This window comes from Pedobacter rhizosphaerae, from assembly GCF_900111155.1.
In the GTDB taxonomy this organism is placed as follows: domain Bacteria; phylum Bacteroidota; class Bacteroidia; order Sphingobacteriales; family Sphingobacteriaceae; genus Pedobacter; species Pedobacter rhizosphaerae.
This window is the reverse complement of sequence record NZ_FOGG01000009.1, coordinates 1-23,018: the sequence shown is the minus strand read 5'-3', so window position 1 is coordinate 23,018 and position 23,018 is coordinate 1. Positions and strand designations below refer to the sequence as shown.

Below are 23,018 nucleotides of genomic sequence, written 5' to 3'. Positions count from 1 at the left end.
TGCCAACCCACTTTCTATATGCTTAAAACACGCAAATAGCTCAACAAACCTACATTATCACTAAAGGTTGTACGATAGTTGTTGACATTTATTGTAAATACTCCTCTTATCTATAATTTTAATGCTGTTTACTATCCCTAATTTATTACATGAAAACAAACCAGAGGAGTGCCTGGGAATCGTTGCGTTTAAAAACATTACACGACTACGATATCCTTGATACACCAAAAGATGGTGCTTTTGATAGCATTACTAGAATTGCATCTCAATTTTTAAATGTTCCAATAGCCATCGTTTCATTAGTTGATGAGGATAGAATCTGGTTTAAATCTGTACAGGGCTTACCTATAGAAGAAACCAGTAAAGCCCCGGGACTCTGTGCTTCAGCCATATTATTCGATGGATATTTCTCCATAGAAGACATCAAAAAAGACCCCAAAGCCTTAGCAAACCCACTTATAGCCAGTCATTTTGGCTTAGAATTCTATGCTGCATTCCCACTCAGAACTAAAGAGGGTTACAATTTAGGAACCTTTTGTATTATGGATCGCCAACCCAGAATACTGGAGCCTTTTGAAATTTCCTTTATGAGCGACTTGCGCGATGTGGTGATGGAAATTATAGAACTTAAATTCCAGGCCAGTAAACTCTCTCGTTTGATTTATGATGCAATTAGCTTCGACTTAGAAATTAACTAAATCTATACTAGTACAGGTGTTTTAGCATTACTCCTCAACCTCGACATACCCATGATATTTTTGGCAACCCTTCCTCTTTTAGTAATGGCAATTTCAAACTGAACAGAACTGCCAATGTATAGTCCCTTTGCTTTGCAATCCGAAATATCAAAATAAATACTTTCAGGAACCAAATACTGAGAAATTAACCCAAAACCCCTTTGCTTATTATAAGCTGTAATTACACCATTCATATAGAGCCGTTTAGAACATTAAATCTTGGAATAAAGCTATAACATTAATATTACTTCTAAGACTAAAGTAGATGTTGCGCAACAATTAATAGATTTGCTACAGGGAATAACTGATGTAACTACAAATCAGGCTTTATTGGATTCATTTGCTAAAAAACTATAAAACCATCCCGAGCAGCGCTTGTTATTCATTAGTAACCTATCCCTACTATGAAAAGAATAACCAAAAATAGTCCTAACGCCGAATTGGAGAATGTTAATGAAGGAGATCAAATTCAGGATGACACCGGAAAAAAAGGTGAAGTTGAACACATTGAAATCCTTAACCGATGTAAAGAGAAACAATTTTACTATAAACTCAAGGATGATGGAACTATATTGGTAATTAAATAGTATCAAGTAGCGAGTATCAGGTATCAAGTCTGTCAATCCTAACATCTGGTTGATACATCCAACTCTGCGTCCTTTGTGCCTTGTCCTTGTGGGCTCCGCGGTTAAATGGGTTATGAGTTGTGTGTTATGAGTTACGGGCCGGGATGCCTACACCTGCCCTGTCCGTAGAGTTAAGCGCAGCGCCTCTACGGATTACAACATATCGTTGAGTTTCATAACTCAAAATTACTTAAACCGAGTCCAAGACTCTCCTCTATTAAACAATCCGTAGAACTCCTGCGGAACTCGACGGACAGGATTGCCTTGTCTCTGTAGGCTTTGCGGTTAAATGTAAATTTCATCAAACTACTATTATAATCAAGATATTACGTAAACACTTTAAACAAAATTTTATATTTATCAACCCATACCTATCTAACCGATGAATATTAAATTTACGATCTTTACTGCTTTTGCAGCCATCATTTTGCTATCTGCCGCCACCATTTCCCCTAAAAAATACGAAAAACGTGGCATCAAACGTGTTTCCAAATATCTAATTGATACCCCTGATCAAGACCGTTTTGTAAAAACAACGCTAATGCAGGGTGAATTTACGGAGCCCACAGAAATGACAATATTGCCCAATTTAGATATTCTTGTGGCGCAACGCCGGGGCGAGGTTTTGATTTATAAAAATCAAACGAAAAAATTAATCCAGGCGGGGAAACTTAATGTTTATTTTAAAACCAATAACCCGGATGTGAATGCTGAGGAAGGCCTGCTAGGTATGGCGGCAGATCCTAAATTTGCGGTTAATCAATACCTATATCTTTTCTATAGCCCTTTTGACAAATCAGTTAATCGGCTTTCACGTTTCAAATTGGTAAATAACCAGTTGATACCCAGTTCTGAAAAAATTATTCTGGAATTTTATTCTCAAAGGGAAATCTGCTGTCATACAGGTGGATCTATTGCCTTTGGTTCTGACAACCTCCTATATGTTTCTACAGGAGACAACTCCACTCCTTTCGATGTGCCTAAAAAACAATTTGTGAATAAGGGTTATGCCCCGTTAGATAACAGAGAAGGCCTGCAGCAGTATGATGCGCGTAGATCGGCAGGAAATACGAATGACTTAAGGGGCAAAATTCTTCGGATAAAAGTAAATGAAGATGGAACCTATAGCATTCCTGAGGGAAACCTTTTTAGTAAGAATGATCCTAAAAGTCGCCCTGAAATATATATCATGGGAAACCGCAATCCTTATCGAATCGCTGTTGATCAGAAAAACAACTTCCTCTATTGGGGAGAAGTTGGCCCGGATGCCAGTAATGATGATCCAATGAGAGGCCCCCGGGGATACGACGAAGTAAATCAGGCCCGAAAAGCAGGAAATTATGGCTGGCCTTATTTTATTGGAAATAACTACCCATACCGGGCATATGATTATACAAACGGACAAAGTGGAGAAGCCTTTTCGCCAGCAGCGGCAAACAACAACTCACCCAACAACACCGGTCAAACCACGTTACCACCTGCTCAACCAGCCTTCATTTGGTATCCTTACGGAGAATCTAAAGAATTTCCACAGGTTGGCGCAGGAGGAAGAACTGCAATGGCGGGCCCAGTATATTATCCTAAGGGAAATAAACAACCCTACCCCACCTATTATAATGGCAAGCTGATTATTTATGAATGGGTACGGGGTTGGGTTAAGGCGGTCACCATGTCGCCAGAAGGCGATTACTTGAGCATGGAGCCGTTTTTATCTAAAGTTGACCTGGCTGCTCCTATCGATATGGAAGAAGGACCCGATGGAAAAATATACATTCTTGAATATGGAAAGGGCTGGTTTACTAAAAATCCAGATGCCGCGATTACGAGAATCGATTATTTAAAAGGTAATCGTCCTCCCTCAATTCAGGGTTTAGAGATAGCTAAAACCAGTGGCCTGCTCCCATATAAAATGATGGCTAAGGTTATAGCTAAAGATCCTGATGGCGATGCCTTAACCTATGTATGGAACCTGGGGAAAGGGATTACAAAAACAAGCACATCTCCTATTTTACAATATACCTTCAACAAGGCAGGAGAATATCCAATAAGCGTTACCGTAATGGATAAAGATAAAGCCGCAACTAAAAGCACGGTGATCCCGGTATTTGCAGGTAATGAACATCCATCCATAGATATTTTATTATCAGGCAACAAGAGCTTTTATTTTCCCGGTAAGCCTGTTGACTATAAGGTATTAATTAGCGACAAGGGGGCTAAAGTAAATAACAGTCGTGTTTATATTTCCAGTAACTATACCGAGGGGGCAGATTTAGCGGGGGCTCAGATGGGCCACCAGCAGGCTACACAAACCATGATTGGCAAAACGTTAATGCTTAAATCTGATTGCAGCACCTGCCATAAAGAATCTGCAGTTTCTATCGGGCCAGCTTTTGATAAAATTGCTATAAAGTACAAAAGCGATGGTAAAGCGGTTGACTATCTGGCCTCAAAAGTGATCAATGGTAGTCAGCGTATTTGGGGAGAAATACCGATGCCTGCTCACGCGACAATGAAAGAAGCAGATGCAAAAAAAATCACCGAATGGATCATGACTTTGAGCAATAAAGAATCGTTGCCAGCCTCGCTTCCGAGTGTAGGGAAGATTGTTCCTCCTGCCAGTGCAGATAAAAAGAAAAACGTTTTAACTTTAAAGGCAAGCTATACTGATGCAGGCTCAACAGGTTTGAGACCTTTAACCACAACAAACTTAATCAATTTACAAAATAACGAAATTCAAGCAGCGGACATCAAGCACTTCTCTGGATTTGAGAAAAAGGATTTATTTGGCGGAGAGAAATTGATATTAAAAAAGGAAAATGGCTGGATAGCGCTCAAAAACATTGATTTAACAGGAATTTCTAGTTTTATATTCTCTTATGCAAGCCTGGAAGAAGGAACAGACGGAGACATGGAAATCCGATTGGACAGTTTGGATGGAGCAATAATCAGTAAATCGACACTAAGAACAAGTAGCCCGATTAACCTCATTATAGATGGTAAACTACATTCCCTGTATTTTGTTTTTAAATCCGTTAAAACCAAGGATAATAAGAGTTGGCCAGTAATTAAATCTTTAACGGTTGTATCTAAATGACCCCCCGGTCTGTGGCGCACAGACCGGATATATGTGACACACAGACCGGTTACAGGTGACACCCAGGCCAGACATATGTGGCGCACAGACCAGATATCGAAAGACCCTGAAATAAATTCAGGGTGACGATTGGAAATGGGAATTCCCGAAGGGTTTAACTCCCCGATCTGTGACGCACAGACCGGAAATACTTGACACACAGACCGGTTACAGGTGACACCCAGGCCAGATATATGTGACACACAGACCAGATATCGAAAGACCCTGAAATAAATCCAGGGTAACGAACTAGAGATAGAACGCTGGCACACAAACCAGCAAATAAAAAATAATATCTTTGCAGCAAATTCAAATTTTACATGCAGCACATTAAAAATATCATCTTCGATTACGGCAATGTTATCTTCGAAATTGATTTTAAAATTACCCAAAATGCCTTTGCGCAGTTAGGCATTACCGATATCGAAAATTTCTTTGCCCACAAAGGGCATAATCAATTATTCGATGATTTTGAAACCGGTGCAATTAGTCCTGCTCAATTTAGGGAAGGGATTAGAACTGCCGCCGATAAACCCGAACTGACCGATGAACAAATTGATAATGCCTGGAACAGCTTACTGATTGGCACCATGCAAGAAAACCACGACCTCTTATTAAAGGTTAAGGATAAATACCGTACATTTTTACTCAGCAACAATAATGAAATCCACTACAACTGGATCATTGATTATCTAAAAACAACCTTCAAAATCAACAATTACGACGATTATTTCGAGAAAGCCTATTTTTCTCAACACATGAAATTGCGTAAACCCAATACCAATATCTTCGAGCAGGTATTAAAAGACAATCAGCTTGATCCTGCAGAAACACTTTTTATTGATGATAGTCCTCAACACATTGAAGGTGCTAAAAAAGTTGGATTAAATACCTTATTAATGACAGAGAAACCCGCTCAACTGGAAAGTTTCTTAAAATCGAACGGAATTATTTAAATTTAGGTTATGCAAGAGAAGAAATACAAATCATTGAAAGAGTTTTATCCGTATTACTTAAGCGAACATACCAACACCACCTCCAGAGTGCTACATTTCATTGGAACAGGCTTGGTAGTGCTGGCTTTCTTTACCGGATTTTTATTTCACGATTGGCGTTTCTTCCTGGCCATGCCTGTGTTAGGTTATGGCTTCGCATGGGTAGGTCATTTCTTCTTTGAAAAAAATAAGCCCGCTACTTTTAAGTATCCGGGCTATAGCTTAGCAAGCGATTTTATCTTGTTTTACGATTTATTAAGCGGCAAACAATCTTTCAAGGTTTAACTATTATGAAATAACTGTTGAGTGGAAAAAATTCCAACTGAAAACTGCAAACTGCAAACTGTTTAAGCGCTCTACCAGAAAACTCCCAACTCCAAACACCCAACTCCAAACTGATTAAATCGCTCTTCTTTTTAATTCTCTTTGAATCAAACCTAACTCTCTTCCCGTTTGTCCGGCAACAGAAGTATTTTCTTGCGCCCGTCTGAATAAATAAGGCATTACCGCTTTTATCGGTCCGTAGGGCACGTATTTGGCAACATTATAATTAGAATCTGCCAAATTGAAGCTTAAATTATCACTCATCCCTAATAATTGAGCGAAATAAACATGCGGGTGATTATGGGGAATATTCTTCTCCTCTAAAAGATAGGTTAATAGACGGCTGCTCTCCTCATTATGTGTTCCTGCAACAATGGCAATCTCCTCAATATGATCAACGCAATAGCGCAAAGAATCATTGTAATCACGATCTGACGCAGCTTTATCAGGCTGTATAGGAGAAGGATAGCCCATTTCTTCAGCACGCTTACGCTCTTTTTCCATATAAGCGCCCCTAACCATTTTAACGCCTAAAATAAAGCCAGCAGCTTTGGCAATCAGGTGATCAGCTTTCATATCCGCCAGTTTATCATGACGGTACAATTGATAAGTATTGTAAACTATAATGCGTTCCTGATTAAATTTACGCATCATATCCAAAGCCAACTCATCAATAGTATCCTGAATCCAGGTCTCTTCCGCATCTATCATAATCGGAACACGCTTTTCAAAAGCCGTTCTACAAATTTTCTCACAACGTGCCTTCACCTTGTCAAACTCTACCTGTTCGGCATCAGATAATGCTTCTTTAGCATCTAGCTTCTGCAACAAGGCAAAACGGCCAATTCCGGTAATTTTAAACACTGTGATTGGAATTTTAACGTCGCCATCCGCACGTAGAATAGTCCGGATAATTTCCGCACAAGTCTCATCAAAAACCTGCTCTTCATCCTCTCCCTCAACAGAGTAATCTAAAATGGTTCCTACGCCACCCTTATCTAATTGAACAATAGCTTTATCACACTCGGCAATGGTTTCTCCACCACAAAACTGCTGGAAAATAGTTGCTTTTATTGCGCCCTGAATCGGAAGCCCAATGTTCAAAAAGAAGTTAGTAATTGGAGGCCCAACCTTGGTAAGGAAATTGCTTCCTATCATTTTGAAAAGCCAATAAGCTTTCTTTAATTCTGCATTACTTTTTTGACGAAAAGCGACTTCGGTATTATCGAAATTAGGTTGTTTATTGGGGGATAAGTCCATTTTTATATATGAATAAGTCAGATTGGTGCAAAATTATAAAAAGCATTGATTGTTAAAAGCCTAATCGTTTAAATTAATTGTATTTTTGCATCACTAATGATACAATTTAAACTTGAAGGCGAATTTATCCCATTAATCCAGTTACTAAAAGCTACTGGATTGGTTGGCAGTGGTGGCGATGCCCAAACGGTAGTAACCGAAGGATTGGTAAAATATAATGGCGAAGTAGATTATCGCAAACGTTTGAAGGTTCGTGTTGGAGATATTATTACTTTTGCCGAACATAAAATCGAGATCATTTAATGGAGCCCCTAACCAGCGCAGGCCATACGCTTTATTTCGAAAGCGGTTTAGTAGCCTTAAAAAACTTAATAGAAAGCCATCAATACAGTAAAGTATTTGTACTTACAGACGAGCATACCAGCGAAGTTTGTCTTCCTGTTTTCCAATCTTTCCTGGAAGATTTTCAGGAGTTCGACCTCATTGAAACCGCTGCAGGAGAAGAAAACAAGAATATCGACTTTTGCATTGGCATCTGGAAAACACTTCTGGATTTTGAAGCCGACCGTAAGAGCTTAATGATCAATCTGGGCGGTGGTGTAATCACCGATATGGGAGGTTTCATTGCTTCAACCTATAAGCGTGGCATCGATTTTATTAACGTGCCTACTACCCTGCTCTCTCAGGTTGATGCCTCTGTGGGCGGAAAAACAGGAATTGATGTAGATACCGTAAAAAATATGGTGGGTACTTTTACCCTTCCACAAATGGTATTCATTGAAACCGAGTTCTTAAAAACACTTCCTCCAAGAGAACTGCTATCAGGCTTTGCAGAAATGATTAAACATGGTTTAATCGCTGATAAAGCTTATTATGAGCGATTAAAAACTACAGACTACCTTAATCCTGCTGCAATTGATATTTATCGTTCTGTAGAGATTAAAAATGAAGTAGTAACCATAGATCCGCACGAGAAAAATCTACGTAAGATTTTAAATTTCGGTCATACCATCGGCCATGCCGTAGAAAGCTACTCTCTGGCTAATGACGAAAACCCTTTAACGCATGGTGAAGCCATAGCCATTGGTTTTGTTTGCGAAGCGGCTTTATCTATTAAGAACAGTACGCTAACTCAACCAGAACTTAAAGATATTAGTGAATACATCTTATCCTTATATCCTAAATACCACATTCGGAAAGAAAGCTTTGATAGTCTTTTAGAATTAATGAAGAGCGATAAAAAGAATGAGGATGGGAACATATTATTTTCACTTTTAGAAAGCACAGGTAAATGCACGTTTAACTGCCGTGTAGCAACCGCTGATATTTTAAGCAGTTTGGAGTATTATAACAGTTTATAAAAAAATGAATCTTAGTTTCTCAAGTAGCGACATTTCTGTTGGTGCCTTGTTTGGCTTTGTAATTGTGCTTACCATCGTGGAGATGTATTTCAGTTACCAACACGATAAAAACCTATACACCAAAAAAGATACCTGGACCAACATTTACCTCATGACTTGTGCGGTAATCATTAATCTCGGAATGAAAACCGCTACCTTCTTCCTTTTAGATTACTGTTACCAGTTTAGGTTGTTTCAGATTCAGAATATCTGGATCTACTGGATAGTTTTAGTTTTGGCTCAGGACTTCCTTTATTGGTTTTTGCATACTGTGGGCCATTATGTTCGCTTTTTCTGGGCCATGCACGTTACCCACCACTCATCAGAGCATTTTAACTTAACAACAGGCTTCCGTTCTACGGTTTTTGAGCCACTCTACCGTGTATTTTTCTACTTGCCATTGGCATTTATGGGATTTAGCGCCATGGATATCCTTTTTGCCTATTTAATTACGCAGATTTATGGCAACCTCGTTCACACACAGGAGATAGGGAAATTGCATCCCTGGTTCGAGTATATCTTTGTTACGCCGTCCCATCACCGCGTTCACCACGCCAGTAATGTGCGCTATTTAGATAAAAACATGGGGATGGTTTTAATCCTTTGGGATAGATGGTTTGGAACTTTCCAGGAAGAACTACCAGAAGACGCCATAAAATACGGCTTAACTACCCAGCCAAAAGATACCGGACCCATTAATATTATCTTTCATGAGTTTATTGCGCTAAAAGCAGATGTTAAAAAAGCGCCTACCTTTATGGATAAACTGAAATATATTTTCAATCCACCTGGCTGGAGCCATGATGGAAGTACAAAAGTGGCAAAAATCATGCAGCAAGAACTCCTGGAATCAGAACAAAAGAATAAAGCAGAAAACTTTAACGAAGAACAGACCAAATTAAGTTCTGCAGTTTAAAAATTAATGAAAATCCTCTGGAGAGAAAAGCTTCAGGGGATTTGTTTTTTAATAGCCAACACCTTTTTGATAAAAATATTTCCATCTAATTAATTACAAAAACACAATTTAAAAGCAACCTGTTCTATATTTAAACCCAATACGCAAACGGTTGATTTGAAAAAAAATTAAATTTTGTTTAAAAAAAATTCAATTCCCTATTGACAAATAAAATTTTGTTAGTACATTTGGTCAATTCAAAAAAGAAATGAAACAATTCAACACATATTACTTTGGTTACTTTTACTATTTTAGTGAGAGCCGGGGCTAATATGCAAAAAGATATATAACAATATTAAAATGTATAAAAAAGTCCCGGCCAAACAGCCGGGACTTTTTTGTTTTTACACCAAAAATGGAAACAACAAAACGAGTAGCGATTCAAGGTATTAAGGCCTCTTTTCATGAAGAAGCAGCATACAAATTCTTTGGCAAGGAGATTGAAACAATTGAGTGCAATTCTTTCAAAGAAACCTGCGACAAATTGGAAAAAAACGAAGCCGATTTTGTGGTAATGGCCATTGAAAATTCTATTGCAGGTAGCCTTTTACCCAACTATACGCTTATTCGTGATTATGGTTTTGCAGTAGTTGGCGAAGTTTACCTACCCATTCAATTGCACTTAATGGCATTACCCGGAGTTAAATTCGAAGACATTAAAGTGGTAACCTCCCATCCTATCGCAATCCGTCAATGCATCGATTTTTTCTATGATTATCCACACATTAAAATTGTAGAAAGTAACGATACTGCGGCTTGTGCAAAACGTATCCAGGAGGAAAAACTAACAGATACCATGGCTATTGCAAATACTTTAGCTGCAGAACTTTACGGACTAAATATTTTAGAACGCAGAGTGGAATCGAACAAGAAGAATTACACGCGCTTCTTAATCCTTAAAAAAGACAAAACAGACGAGGGCAAGAAAATCAATAAAGCCTCTATCTGTTTCCAGGTTGGCCATAGGGCTGGTTCATTGGCTACCGTATTAAATGTGTTTGCTGAGCAAGAAGTTAGCTTAACCAAAATCCAGTCTATGCCTGTGTTAGGCAAAAGAAATGAATATTATTTCTACGTAGACTTAGAATGGCCTAGCACTGAAAAATATGATAAAGCTGTAAGAAAAGCACTGAAATATACTTCGAATTTCAATATTCTGGGTGAGTATCAGAAGAATGATAAGGTATAAATTGTTGAATTGCTTAATTGTTTAACTGACCCAAAACGATTAAAATATGGAAAAGATATATTGGTTAATTGTTGAATTGCTTAATTGTTTAACTGGTACAAAACGATTAATACACAAAGCAACAAACAATTAAACAAAACAGGCGCTCCGGCAAAACAATTAAGCAGTTAAACGATTAGACAGTTAAACCAAATAAGCTCCTTGACCGAAACAATTAAACAGTTAGTCAATCAGACAGTTAAACAACCAAGGCCTTGCCTCAACAACAATAGAACAGTAAACTGAACATTAACAATAAAATATTACACCCCCCAATATCATGAAACTTAATTTAAACATCCAACCACTAAACACCTGGTTAAACACAAACAACGAACCGTTGTTAATTTCTGGACCTTGCAGTGCAGAAACTGAAGAGCAATTATTAACTACAGCTCATTTATTAGCTAAAACAGGTAAAGTATCTGTTTTAAGAGCAGGTATCTGGAAGCCACGTACCCGTCCGGGAGAATTTGAAGGTATCGGAAGTATTGGTTTAGAGTGGTTAAAACGTGCGAAAGCAGAAACAGGCTTACCAACAGCTGTTGAAGTGGCCAATGCTAAACACGTAGAAGAAGCTTTAGCTGCTGGTGTAGATATCCTTTGGATTGGTGCTCGTTCTACAGTAAATCCATTCACGGTTCAAGAAATTGCAGATGCTTTAAAAGGTCATGATATTCCTGTATTGATCAAAAACCCGGTTAACCCTGATCTTCAATTATGGATTGGTGCTATCGAGCGGATTAATGGTGCAGGCATTACTAAAATTGGTGCTATTCACAGAGGTTTCTCTTCTTTCGAAAAGAGTTCTTTCCGTAACGAGCCAATGTGGGAAATGGCTATCCAGTTAAAAACATTATGTCCTGATTTACCAATCATCAACGACCCAAGTCACATCTGCGGTAACCGTGAATTAATCCCTTACATCTCTCAAAAAGCGTTAGACTTAGATATGCAAGGATTAATGATCGAATCTCACGTTGATCCTTCAGTTGCATGGACAGACGCTAAGCAACAAGTTACTCCAGCTGCCCTAGCAGAATTGGTTGATCGCTTAACTGTACGTGAGCCAGAAGCTCCAAATGCAGCTTTCGCCGATAAATTAGCAGATTTACGTAAGCAAATTGACAAAATTGATGACGTATTATTGCAAAAACTAGGTGAACGTATGTCAATAGTTGAAAAAATTGGTGAGTACAAACGTGATAACCAGGTAACAATTCTTCAGGTTAACCGTTGGGATGCCATTATCCAAAAAGGACATGCTTTTGCTAAAGCATTGAAATTGGATTTAAACTTTACTGAAAAATTCTTAGAATTAGTTCACGGCGAATCTATCCGTAAACAAACTGAAATTATGAATGCCGGTAAAGCAGCAAAAGGTATCGCTGCAGAACAACATACAGAAGTAAAAGCGTAAGCCTAAGACCAGAACCACTTAAGGTCTATACAAATTATAGTGTAGTGCCAGATACGATATCCGGCACTACACATTAAAGAATAAAACAGCATAAAATGTCGAAAAACGCCTTAGTTTCTTTCCAGGGAAATAAGAATATTAATACGGAAATCCAGTTAACAGGATCGAAAAGCGAATGCAACAGAGCATTAATTATCAGTGCTTTAAGCAAAAAACTGGTTCAAGTAGAAAACCTTTCCAACGCTGCCGATACCGTAACCTTAAATGGCATCCTCAATAAATTAGGAGTAGAAAGCAATGAACAGGGAGGAGCATCGAAACCTCAAACGAACAACTCTGAACTGGTAGATGTTGGCCCTGCAGGAACGGCTATGCGGTTTTTGTCGGCTTACTTATCTGCCAAGAATGGCAACTTTTTATTAACAGGAACCGAACGGATGAAACAACGTCCGATTGGCATCTTAGCAGAGGCCTTAAAAACTTTAGGTGCCGACATTTCTTATGCAGAAAATGAGGGTTTTCCCCCACTGAATATTGTTGGGCCTTTAAATCAAAAAACAGAAAAAGTTAAGATCAAAGGTGATGTAAGCAGTCAATATATTTCTGCTTTATTGATGATTGCTCCTGTACTTCCGCAAGGTTTAACACTGGAAATTGAAGGAGAATTAACATCAAAGCCTTATGTAGATATGACTTTGGATATGTTAAGCGCAGTGGGTATTGAACACCAGTGGCAAGGAAATTCAATCAGCATTAAACCACAAACCTTCAAAGCAGGAACTTTAGTGGTTGAACCAGATTGGAGTGCTGCTTCTTATTGGTACAGCATTGCTGCCCTGGCCGATGAAGCAACCATCAGTTTACCAGCCTTAAAAGAAAAAAGCCTTCAGGGAGATAGTCAAATCCAAAGGATTATGGAAATCTTCGGTATTCAAACCAGCAAAACGGAAACTGGAATTTCAATTCAATCCAATGAAAAAGCAACTGATGCTCCTGAGATCTTAGATTTAAAAACTTGTCCTGATTTAGCACAAACCATTGTGGTAATTGCTGCTGCATTAGGAAAAAACATGGCATTTACGGGCCTGGAAACGCTTAAAATTAAAGAAACTGATCGTATTGCAGCTTTGCAGAACGAATTGGCTAAAATCGGTGTAACACTTACAGAAACCAATCTGGTATACACTCTAAACTGCGACAAGCTTCATTTCCCCGATAAAATCACCATTGCGACGTATGAAGATCATCGCATGGCTATGGCTTTTGCTCCTTTGGCACTTTTAGTTAAAGAAGTAGAAATCGAAGAAATGCAGGTAGTAGAAAAATCTTATCCTTATTTTTGGGATGATTTAAAGAAAGCTGGATTTGAAGTTACCACCCTACAGCATTCAGTCATTCAATAATTCCATCCCCCAGTCATTCAATAATTATTTATTCAATCAACCACTCATTCAACATTCTATAATTCTCATAATACATGGCAGGTAATTCTTTTGGTCAGCTTTTCCGTATCACAACCTTTGGCGAATCTCATGGTGTAGCTATTGGTGTAATTATCGACGGTTGCCCGGCGCAGTTAGATATTGATTTAGAATTTATTCAATCAGAATTAGATAAGCGTCGTCCGGGCCAATCTAAAATTACGACACAAAGAAAAGAAAGCGATACAGTGCAGATCTTATCTGGTGTTTTCGAAGGAAAAAGCACAGGTACACCCATTGCTTTATTGATTCCGAATGAAGATCAACGATCTAAAGATTACGGTCACAACATTGATGTGTATCGTCCTAGTCATGCCGATTATGTTTATGATGCAAAATATGGCATTAGAGATCATCGTGGTGGTGGCCGTTCATCAGCCAGAGAAACCGCAGCGAGAGTTGCTGCAGGTGCAATAGCCAAGCTATTTTTACAGCAACAGGGTATTGAAGTTTTTGCTCACGTAACAGCGGTAGGTAAGATAAATGCACCGAATTTGGAAAGTAACGACCTATCGGCACTTTTGCAAATCAGAGAAGAGAATATTGTACGTTGTGCAGATCCTGCTACCGCCCATGAGATGATTGAATTTATTGATGCTGTGAGAAAAGATGGAGATACAGTAGGTGGAAAAATAAGCTGTGTAATTAAAGGTTGTCCGGCAGGTTTGGGAGAGCCTGTTTTTGATAAACTTCATGCAGATTTAGGAAAAGCTATGCTGAGCATCAACGCAGTTCACGGCTTTGAATATGGTTCGGGTTTTGAAGGAAGCGAATTGCGTGGATCAGAACACAATGATATTCCACAGCCCAAAGCTGCCGATGCCAAGGTATTCAAAACCATTACCAATCATGCAGGAGGCATATTGGGAGGGATTTCAAACGGAATGGATATTACCTTTAAAGTTGCTTTCAAACCAGTAGCCACAATTATGCACAATCAGCAAACCATTAATGCCGCAGGAGAAGCTGCAGAGATTAAAGGTAAAGGCCGCCACGATCCATGTGTAGTACCAAGAGCTGTTGTTATTGTTGAAGCGATGGCCGCATTGGTTTTAGCAGATCAATTTCTCCGTAATAAACTAAGTATAGTTTAATAGCTTATGAAAAACTTTTTTATTCTTTTCCTCTTCATTAGCCTGGGTGCAAGTGCACAGGATTACCAGACAAAAATTGCAGTCCATCGCGAAGCTTATAAACAAGATTTTGTTGAGAACGGCCATTCGCCATTAAAGGAAAATGACCTGAAAGATCTTCATTTTTTTGAGCCAGACAGCTTGTACCGCGTAATGGCTAAGGTAGAAGTTTTAAAGCATGAAAAAGTTTTCAAAATGCCAACGGTAGATGGCAGCAGTCAGGAATATTATCGTTACGCAAAAATTACTTTCGTGCTAAAAGGAAAGGATATTCAAATGACTATTTTCAAAAGCAAGGTCCTGTCAAGTAATCCCAAATACAAGGATCATCTTTTTCTTCCCTTTACGGATGAAAGCAATGGTAAAGAAAGCTATGGTGGAGGCAGATACATTGATCTTGATTTAAAAGATATGAAAGATGGAGTGATGGAGGTTGATTTCAATAAGGCTTACAACCCCTACTGTGCCTATAGCGATGGGTACCGATGCCCGGTTCCACCAGCAGAAAATGACCTTTCTATAGCGATAAAGGCAGGCGAAAAGAAATACACTGGAGAGAAAAAACATAAATCGTAGTATAACTTATACATTTTTTAGGTATTTTATTTTTATTCCCATTCAAAAAGGGTAATATTGAATAATATTATAACTATTCATTTATACCTGTACTATAAATAATTCTATTTTCTTCAAATTATGTATAGTTGTTTAATTGTTGACGACAATGAGATTGAAAGAGATGCGATAGAAATGCATCTTAAAAAAATCCCTTTGCTGGATATTGTGTCGGTTTGCTCGAGCGGCATTGAGGCTTTAAAAGTACTTTCAGAAAACCACATTGACATTGTTTTTTCGGATATTGACATGCCCGAATTGTCTGGAACAAGCCTGCTTAAGAGCTTAAAAAATCAGCCAACCTTTATTTTTGTCACCTCCCACAGTCATTATGCTGTTGAAAGTTTTGACTTAGATGCTATAGATTTCCTGGTTAAGCCAGCTACATTTGAGAGGCTGCTTAAAGCCGTAAACAAGGCAACAGAATACATTGAACTGAAAAGAAACTCGAAAAATTTTTTAGAGCAGGATCAAAAAATCACTAAAGAACAAGAGGATGACTTCTTTTACTTTAGAGAAACCAAAGGTATTACCAAGCTTAAATATGATGATGTAATTTATATTGAAAGCATGGGCGATTTTTCTAAACTATTTACCATTGATGATAAACATATTATCCTGGTAAGCCTTAAGAACTTAGAAAAGCAACTTCCTCCAGGTATTTTCGCCAGGGTGCATAAACAATATATTATCAATATTAACCATATTTCTACCATTACCAATCACGAAATCCACCTGGAACACAACTTCACGGTGCCCATCAGTGCAGGGAACAGGCAAGAATTAATGGAAAAGTCTATTGATAAAAAAATACTATCCAGGTTTACCAAAAATTAACCGAATAATTAAACTTCCTTATTCAGTTCTATCGTAAAAACGGAGCCTTGAGGGGTATTGGATTCAACGGTTATTTTACCATCCATTAAACCTACAAAAGTTCTGCAAAGTAATAAACCCAGGCCGGTACCTTTTTCTTTATTGGTACCTAAAGTTGTTACACCGGCCCCCAAATGCCCCATTTTATTAAAGTGATTAATCTGCTTCGGTGTTAAGCCAACGCCTGTATCCACAATTTTAATTTGTAAGTGATTGTTCAGCTCGCCAGAGAATATACTAATACTTCCACCTTGTGGTGTAAATTTAATGGCATTGCTAACCAGGTTGCGTAAAACCAATGAAAGCATGTTGCTATCTGTTTTGCCTTGTATCCCTGCGGGCATGTAATTCAGTATCTCTACGCCCTTTTGATCAGCTGCGCTTTGCAATGCCTGCTGCGTTTCCTGAAGTAACGCAGAAACGTCTATTTGTTCCAGGTAAGGATTAAATCCCTGCATCTGACTGGCGGCCCAGTTTAACAGGTTCTCCATCATGGTTGAGGTATAGGCCAAATTGTGCTTTAAAGAAGCTGCATAACGACTTAATTTCTCCTGTTCAATGTTTCCAGCTTCCAACAACTGTATAAATGAAATTAAGGAGTTGATGGGTACGCGCATATCGTGACTCACTACGCTAAAAATACGATCCTTTACCCTGCTTAACTGCTCCAATTCACGTTTTTGATGGTTGATGATTTTGTTTAACCGATTAGTTTTACGTTGATTAAAAAAGATAACCAATGCTGCCAGGAGAATTAATGTTATAGCTACTGACAGAAAGATTTTGATCTTCCAATCGAATTTGATCTGTTGTTCCTGTTTACTGATTTGTTTATCGCGCAAAGAGGTTTCATACCTGGCCTGCATTTTCGCTCTTTCAAATTTACTTGCCTGAATTTCCCTTTCAATCTCCAAATCAGCTTGTTTTTTTAAAAATGTTAAGCGCTGAAGACTTCTCTCCTTATCGCTAAGTGCAAGTTGTTGTTTTTTTAAGATCAGTTCTTGCTGTTGCTTCTGGGCAAGCAAAACCTGGCGCTGTAATTCTCCATCCGTTATTTTTTGATGCAATAAGAAATCGCGTTCCTTTACCCCAAAATCAAGCTGCATTTGTCTGCGCGTAATCTCCTTTTCTTTGTCTTCGTTAAAGATGCGGTCTCTTACATTTATGTATTGCTTATAAAAAATCAGTGATTTATTGTAATCTCTTTCTTTCTCATAAACATCACTTAGTGCCAGTGCTGAGTTTTTTTCTAAATCTAATACATTATCTTCCTGAGCAACCTTCAAACTATTATTGAGCAAAACCGTAGCATTCCCAAAATCGCCCTCCTGCCTATAAAAATTTCCCAAGGCATATAAACTGGCCGCATAAGCACCTTTATCATCTTCCTTTTTACTCAGGTCTACCGATTTCAAATAAGCGTTTAAAGCGTATTCCTTCGACCCCAGTTCGTTATACACATTTCCAATGCTTCTCATATTAGAGGCCACTATTCCATTATCTTCTAATGTTTCTGCTACTTTTAGTGATTTATTGAAATGATCAAGCGCAAGCTTTAATTTTTGATTCGGTTTTACACTCATTTTAGCAAGCTCTGCAGCATTCGCTTCCAGGTAATTTCTTCCGATCATGTGGTATACTACAGCTACTTCCCTGCTATTTTCGTTCTTTTTCTTTAATAATTTCAGGGCCAGCTTCAAATACACAAGGGCCTGGCTCTGCTGTCCAAGATCCTGGTAGATATCTGAAATATTGGTATAACATCTGGCCATATCTGCCTCATTGTTTGCCTTTTCAAAAATAGCAAGGGCTTTCTGATTAACTTCCAGAGCTTTGGCATAATCAGGTATGGAAGCATACAAGTTACCCAAATCAAGATAGGTGCTTCCAATTCTGTTCAAATTATTAATACTGGCATATTCATTTATGGCCATTAAATAATTCTCTTCTGCTTTTTGGTGATTGTTATGGTTGTGATAAAACAATCCTCTCCTGTAATAAGCTATAGCAGAGAATTTTTTCTGATCAATTTTATGTGCAAGATCTACTGCCTGATCTGTGTATTCTTCCACTTTATCGGCGTTGTCCATATTACTATACTGGCGGGAAAGCTGCAGTAGAATTTTAACCTTGGTAGAATCTGTGCGAAGGTTTTTCTGGTTTAATGCCAGCAGACTATCCAGCCTCATTTGCGGGCTAAGATTTTGACAAAATCCCCGAGCAGAAATAAGCAGCATCAAAACTACAATGACTAATATTTGACTGCGTTTACTTAGGAAAAACTGTTTTTTGAAGCGTTTATCCATAGTGTTACGTAACCGAATAATTTACATCGCTGTATCGGAATGGCAATTTATAGATTTTTACATGTGGTAAAATTCTAATCATAGGATCGTCGTTTGGGGGATGATCGATAAAGATAAGATAAATCTATAAAACATAGAACCGTATTTTTACCTAAAAAGAACAAGGTAATTTTAATGGGGACTAAAATCAAGTATAAGGAGAAAGCCCGAATCTGTTATGAATCCGAACTTTATTTGTGATATGAATTTAAATTATCGGCTAAAATAAAGCTGGAAATCTCTGAGGATTAGCCTCGTGCATCATTTGGTAAATCACTTCCACTACATCGTCAACTGATGGTTTACTAAAATAATCTCCATCAGAACCAAAAGGTGGGCGATGCGCTTTTGCAGATAGTGTTTTAGGTTGTGCATCCAGATGAAAATAACCCTTTTGTTCTTCTAGTACCTTTTGCAAAATATAAGCTGAAGCGCCACCTGGTACATCTTCATCTACCACCAGGAGCTTGTTGGTTTTCTTTAAGGAATTCACACAAATGTGGCCGGTATCAAAAGGCAACAAAGTTTGCGGATCGATAATCTCTACAGATATGCCAAAGGCGGCCAACTCTTCGGCGGCTTCCTGAACGATTCTTAATGTCGATCCATAAGAGACTACTGTGAGGTCTGATCCTTCCTCCAAAACCTCTGCTTTGCCCAGTGGAACGGTAAAGTCGCCAACATTTGTTGGTAATTTTTCTTTGAGGCGATAACCATTCAGGCATTCAATTACCAATGCAGGTTCATCCGCCCTAAAAAGGGTATTATACATTCCGGCAGCCTGGGTCATATTTCGGGGAACACAAAGATGCATTCCTCTTAAAGAGCCTAAAAGCATACTGATAGGCGATCCTGAATGCCATATCCCCTCCAATCTGTGGCCTCTGGTTCGTACAATCATCGGTGCCTTTTGAATCCCGTTTGTGCGGTAAGATAATGAGGCTAAATCATCACTAAGTACATTTAGGGCGAAAATTAGATAATCGAGATACTGGATTTCAGCAATGGGTTTAAGGCCCCGAAGTGCCAAACCGATTCCCTGGCCCATGATGGTCATCTCGCGAATTCCGGTATCTGTAACACGCAATTCACCATATTTTGCCTGTAAGCCAGCAAAACCCTGATTTACGTCACCTATATTCCCTAAATCCTCACCAAAAGCAACTAAACGCTGATCTCTGGCAAAATTTTCGTTAAAGCAAGCATTTAATACCTCACGCCCATCTACCATCTTCGATAAATCATCGTAATGTGCAGGGACAACTTCAATCATATCAGGACTTTCCATGGTATCTGAATGAAGTTTGGCACTGTAACGTTCGAAATTTAAATCCTGTTGTTTTTTATACCAGCTCAAAAAGGCGTTGCGCTCTTCAGATTCAAATTTGGCAGAAAGCCTTAAAGCCTTTCTAACTGCAGAATATACCTCTCTACGTTGGGCATCTGCAATGGAAGCCAGTTGACCAGCGATTTTCGCCAATTCTGGTTGATATTTTGCTAACGCAGTAATGTGATCTATGGCTTGCTTTTGTTCAGGCTTAATCCCTTCTAAAAATTCGTACCAGGCTTCTTTTTGTGCTTCGCGAACGACAGTTTTTGCCCCTTTTTCTATTTCAAGAATTTCATCTTCTGTTGCTATTGCCGACTCCAACATCCATTCCCGCATTTTTTTAATACAGTCGTGATCATTTTCCCATTGTAGTCTTTCTTTAGATTTATAGCGCTCATGAGAACCAGAAGAGGAATGTCCCTGAGGCTGGGTAAGCTCGGTTACATGAATTAACACAGGAACATGCTCATCTCTGCAAACCTGTATGGCTTTTTCGTAAACTTCACATAAAGCCGGATAATCCCATCCCTTTACTTTATAAATTTCATATCCTGCAACTTTGGCATCACGCTGGAAGCCTTTCAGCACCTCAGAAATGTCTTCCTTAGTGGTTTGATACTTTGCAGGCACAGAAATCCCATAAGCATCGTCCCAAATAGAAATGGCCATTGGTATCTGGAGCACACCGGCTGCATTTATGGATTCAAAAAATACACCTTCAGAAGTGGATGCATTGCCTATTGTACCAAAAGCTACTTCATTTCCTTTTACGGAGAAGTTTTTAAGATATTCTAATTCTTTATTTTGCCTGTAAAGCTTTGATGCATACGCTAAGCCGACAAGTCTGGCCATTTGTCCGCCAGTAGGCGAAATATCAGAAGAAGTATTTTTAATTTGAGTTAAATCATTCCAGCTACCGTCATTATTGATGGATTTGGTAGCAAAATGGCTGTTCATTTGTCGGCCACTCGAAAAAGGATCTGCTCCTGCCGTTGGATTTGCATATAATTGAGCAAAAAAAGCTTTGAGGGTCGATATTCCTGTCGCAAAAGCGAAGGTTTGATCGCGATAATACCCCGATCTCCAATCGCCATTTTTAAAGGCTTTAGCCATTGCGATTTGGGGAATTTCTTTTCCATCACCAAAAATGCCAAACTTAGCCTTGCCTGTTAACACCTCTCTACGGCCTAAAATGCTGGCCTGCCTGCTTTCACAAGCAATCTTGTAATCGTTTATCACAATTGACTTAAAGTCGTTAAAACTCAATTCGGAAGTATCAATAGCGTTGGTTATAAGTTTTTCATTCTGCATATAATCAAATATTGGTTGTGGCAAATATATGCAAAATAAAAAGTTTGCCTTTATCCTGCTATGTAAAATTATATATGGATTAAGAATTTATAATTGGAATAGTTTTTGTTTTATTGAATAAACGTATAAATTTGTTTTTATAAAAGTTTAAAACAATTTTCAAAACTATAACATGAAAAAGATCTTAGTATTATTCGCTTTTGTTTTGGGTTTTGGTATTGCTGCAAATGCACAAGCTAAACCTGCCGAATTTAAATTTGAAGCTGAAACTCACGATTTCGGAAAAATCCCTATGGGCAAGCCTGTTACTTATGAGTTTAAATATACAAACGTAGGTGAACAACCATTAATCATCACTAAAGCAGAAGGAAGTTGTGGTTGCACAGTTCCTAAGTACACTTCTACACCATTGAAAAAAGGTGAAACCGGTGTTATTTCAGTAACTTTTAATGCAGCAGCTGGCCCATCGCCATTTTCTAAAACAATAACCGTTAGTTCAAATGCTAAAACACCTGTTAAAGTGCTTTACATTAAAGGCGAAACAGTAACTGCTCCAGCATCAAAGTAATTTTTTTTCTATAATAATGAAAAGTCCCGATTTTGATCGGGACTTTTTTATTTTTGTACCATGCCAAAAATTTCACAAAAGGGATTGCAGATGCCTGCATCGCCAATCAGAAAATTAACCCCATTTGCCGACCAGGCCAAAAAAGATGGTAAAAAAGTTTTCCATCTCAATATTGGTCAGCCCGATATAGAAACTCCCGAAGGGATGTTGAATGCCATTAAAAACATTGATTTTAATGTTTGGGCCTACACACCCTCTGAAGGTACACTAGCATATCGCCAGAAACTAACCGAGTATTATAATAAGCTTGGGTATAACATTACACCAGAAAACATTCTTGTAACTGTTGGTGGCTCGGAAGCCATCACGATTGCTATGCAAACCTGTGTAAATGAAGGTGATGAAATTATTATCCCTGAGCCTTTTTACGCCAACTATAACGGTTTTGCCTGCATGAGCAATGTGGTAGTTAAACCCATTCTCTCTTATATCGAAAATGGTTTTGCCCTACCTCCTATTGCGGAGTTCGAAAAACTGATTACTGATAAAACGAAAGCTATTATCATTTGTAACCCCAATAATCCAACCGGATATTTATATTCGAGAGAAGAGTTAGAGGCCTTAAAATTATTGTGCTTAAAGTATGATTTATTCCTTTTCTCTGATGAGGCTTACCGTGAGTTCTGCTACGATGGACGCGAGTTTATTTCGCCTATGCATTTAGATGGCCTGGATGAAAACGTAATTATCATGGATACGGTTTCTAAACGCTACAGTGCGTGTGGTGCTCGTTTAGGCTGTTTAATTACCAAAAATAAGGAAGTTATTGCCTCCGGATTGAAGTTTGCACAAGCCAGACTGAGCCCAGGAATGGTTGAACAAATTGCCGGGGCTGCTGCCGTAGACACTCCTGACAGCTACTTTGAGCAGGTAAATACCGAATATACTTTACGTCGCGACACCTTAGTGAATCGTTTAAATAACATTGAGGGTGTATTTTGTCCAAATCCGGGAGGTGCATTTTATGTAGTGGCTAAATTTCCAATTGATGATGCAGACAAATTTTGCCAGTGGATACTCGAATCGTTTGAACGCCATAATCAAACAGTTATGATGGCTCCTGCTACAGGGTTTTATTCTACACCAGGTTCTGGAAAAAATGAAGTCCGTATGGCTTACGTTTTAAATGTAGCTGATTTAAATGCTGCTATGGATTGTTTAGAGATTGCCTTGCAACAATATCCTGGAAGAGCGGTTTAGGGGGGTAAGCTGGTGAGATGG

Annotated in this window: 20 protein-coding genes; 16 read left to right on the top strand and 4 right to left on the bottom strand. The window is 38.5% G+C overall.

All coding sequences use genetic code 11. The features are described 5' to 3' along the window. The first annotated feature begins 149 nt into the window (after positions 1–149). Positions 150–698, top strand: coding sequence for a GAF domain-containing protein (locus BMX11_RS09110; RefSeq protein ID WP_090883700.1), 549 nt, complete (start codon positions 150–152; stop codon positions 696–698). Positions 699–700: 2 nt separating this feature from the next. Here BMX11_RS09110 and BMX11_RS09105 read toward each other — a convergent pair whose 3' ends face one another. Further along, positions 701–931: a cold shock domain-containing protein gene (locus tag BMX11_RS09105; protein ID WP_090883698.1), complete on the bottom strand. Its 231-nt coding sequence runs from the start codon at positions 929–931 to the stop codon at positions 701–703. Positions 932–1,141: 210 nt separating this feature from the next. Between BMX11_RS09105 and BMX11_RS09100 the strand changes: the two genes are divergently transcribed. From BMX11_RS09100 to BMX11_RS09085, 4 genes are all read left to right on the top strand, one after another. Next, on the top strand, positions 1,142–1,324 hold the full coding sequence (locus BMX11_RS09100; RefSeq protein WP_090883696.1) for a hypothetical protein: 183 nt from the start codon (positions 1,142–1,144) through the stop codon (positions 1,322–1,324). Between the two features lie 421 nt (positions 1,325–1,745). Next, positions 1,746–4,457, top strand: a complete 2,712-nt coding sequence (locus BMX11_RS09095) for a PQQ-dependent sugar dehydrogenase (RefSeq protein WP_090883694.1) — start codon at positions 1,746–1,748, stop codon at positions 4,455–4,457. 359 nt (positions 4,458–4,816) lie between these two features. Continuing rightward, positions 4,817–5,452 (top strand): HAD family hydrolase, encoded by a 636-nt coding sequence (locus BMX11_RS09090; RefSeq protein ID WP_090883692.1) that lies wholly within the window; start codon positions 4,817–4,819, stop codon positions 5,450–5,452. A gap of 9 nt (positions 5,453–5,461) precedes the next feature. Further along, positions 5,462–5,776: an Mpo1-like protein gene (locus tag BMX11_RS09085; protein WP_090883690.1), complete on the top strand. Its 315-nt coding sequence runs from the start codon at positions 5,462–5,464 to the stop codon at positions 5,774–5,776. Positions 5,777–5,890: 114 nt separating this feature from the next. On the opposite strand, the gene BMX11_RS09080 is transcribed toward BMX11_RS09085, so the two are convergent. Then, positions 5,891–7,075 carry a proline dehydrogenase family protein gene (locus tag BMX11_RS09080; RefSeq protein ID WP_090883688.1) on the bottom strand — a complete coding sequence of 395 codons (1,185 nt, stop codon included), beginning with the start codon at positions 7,073–7,075 and terminating at the stop codon, positions 5,891–5,893. A gap of 96 nt (positions 7,076–7,171) precedes the next feature. Between BMX11_RS09080 and BMX11_RS09075 the strand changes: the two genes are divergently transcribed. From BMX11_RS09075 to BMX11_RS09035, 9 genes are all read left to right on the top strand, one after another. Next, entirely contained in the window at positions 7,172–7,378 is a 207-nt protein-coding gene (locus tag BMX11_RS09075) for an RNA-binding S4 domain-containing protein (RefSeq protein WP_090883686.1), read from the top strand. Next, positions 7,378–8,436 (top strand): 3-dehydroquinate synthase, encoded by a 1,059-nt coding sequence (aroB, locus tag BMX11_RS09070; protein ID WP_090883684.1) that lies wholly within the window; start codon positions 7,378–7,380, stop codon positions 8,434–8,436. The genes BMX11_RS09075 and aroB overlap by 1 nt, the downstream gene beginning before the upstream one ends. A 4-nt stretch (positions 8,437–8,440) precedes the next feature. Beyond that, a complete protein-coding gene (locus BMX11_RS09065; RefSeq protein WP_090883682.1) occupies positions 8,441–9,391 on the top strand; it encodes a sterol desaturase family protein in 951 nt (316 codons plus the stop codon). Positions 9,392–9,785: 394 nt separating this feature from the next. Then, on the top strand, positions 9,786–10,619 hold the full coding sequence (locus BMX11_RS09060) for a prephenate dehydratase (RefSeq protein WP_090883680.1): 834 nt from the start codon (positions 9,786–9,788) through the stop codon (positions 10,617–10,619). A gap of 319 nt (positions 10,620–10,938) precedes the next feature. Then, positions 10,939–12,078 carry a chorismate mutase gene (locus tag BMX11_RS09055; RefSeq protein WP_090883677.1) on the top strand — a complete coding sequence of 380 codons (1,140 nt, stop codon included), beginning with the start codon at positions 10,939–10,941 and terminating at the stop codon, positions 12,076–12,078. Between the two features lie 95 nt (positions 12,079–12,173). Next, positions 12,174–13,481 carry a 3-phosphoshikimate 1-carboxyvinyltransferase gene (gene aroA / locus BMX11_RS09050; RefSeq protein WP_090883675.1) on the top strand — a complete coding sequence of 436 codons (1,308 nt, stop codon included), beginning with the start codon at positions 12,174–12,176 and terminating at the stop codon, positions 13,479–13,481. Positions 13,482–13,555: 74 nt separating this feature from the next. Continuing rightward, entirely contained in the window at positions 13,556–14,653 is a 1,098-nt protein-coding gene (gene aroC / locus BMX11_RS09045) for a chorismate synthase (RefSeq protein ID WP_090883673.1), read from the top strand. Positions 14,654–14,659: 6 nt separating this feature from the next. Then, positions 14,660–15,268, top strand: a complete 609-nt coding sequence (locus tag BMX11_RS09040) for a DUF1684 domain-containing protein (RefSeq protein WP_090883671.1) — start codon at positions 14,660–14,662, stop codon at positions 15,266–15,268. A gap of 120 nt (positions 15,269–15,388) precedes the next feature. Beyond that, positions 15,389–16,144 carry a LytR/AlgR family response regulator transcription factor gene (locus BMX11_RS09035; RefSeq protein ID WP_090883668.1) on the top strand — a complete coding sequence of 252 codons (756 nt, stop codon included), beginning with the start codon at positions 15,389–15,391 and terminating at the stop codon, positions 16,142–16,144. A gap of 8 nt (positions 16,145–16,152) precedes the next feature. On the opposite strand, the gene BMX11_RS09030 is transcribed toward BMX11_RS09035, so the two are convergent. Beyond that, entirely contained in the window at positions 16,153–18,372 is a 2,220-nt protein-coding gene (locus tag BMX11_RS09030; protein WP_175474518.1) for a tetratricopeptide repeat-containing sensor histidine kinase, read from the bottom strand. Between the two features lie 376 nt (positions 18,373–18,748). Beyond that, positions 18,749–21,169 carry an alpha-ketoacid dehydrogenase subunit alpha/beta gene (locus BMX11_RS09025; RefSeq protein WP_090883664.1) on the bottom strand — a complete coding sequence of 807 codons (2,421 nt, stop codon included), beginning with the start codon at positions 21,167–21,169 and terminating at the stop codon, positions 18,749–18,751. A 172-nt stretch (positions 21,170–21,341) separates the two neighbouring features. Here BMX11_RS09025 and BMX11_RS09020 point away from each other — a divergent pair, with 172 nt between their 5' ends. Together BMX11_RS09020 and BMX11_RS09015 are read left to right on the top strand one after the other, a co-directional pair. Next, positions 21,342–21,737 carry a DUF1573 domain-containing protein gene (locus BMX11_RS09020; RefSeq protein ID WP_090883662.1) on the top strand — a complete coding sequence of 132 codons (396 nt, stop codon included), beginning with the start codon at positions 21,342–21,344 and terminating at the stop codon, positions 21,735–21,737. 60 nt (positions 21,738–21,797) lie between these two features. Beyond that, entirely contained in the window at positions 21,798–22,997 is a 1,200-nt protein-coding gene (locus tag BMX11_RS09015) for a pyridoxal phosphate-dependent aminotransferase (RefSeq protein WP_090883660.1), read from the top strand. Positions 22,998–23,018 lie beyond the last annotated feature (21 nt).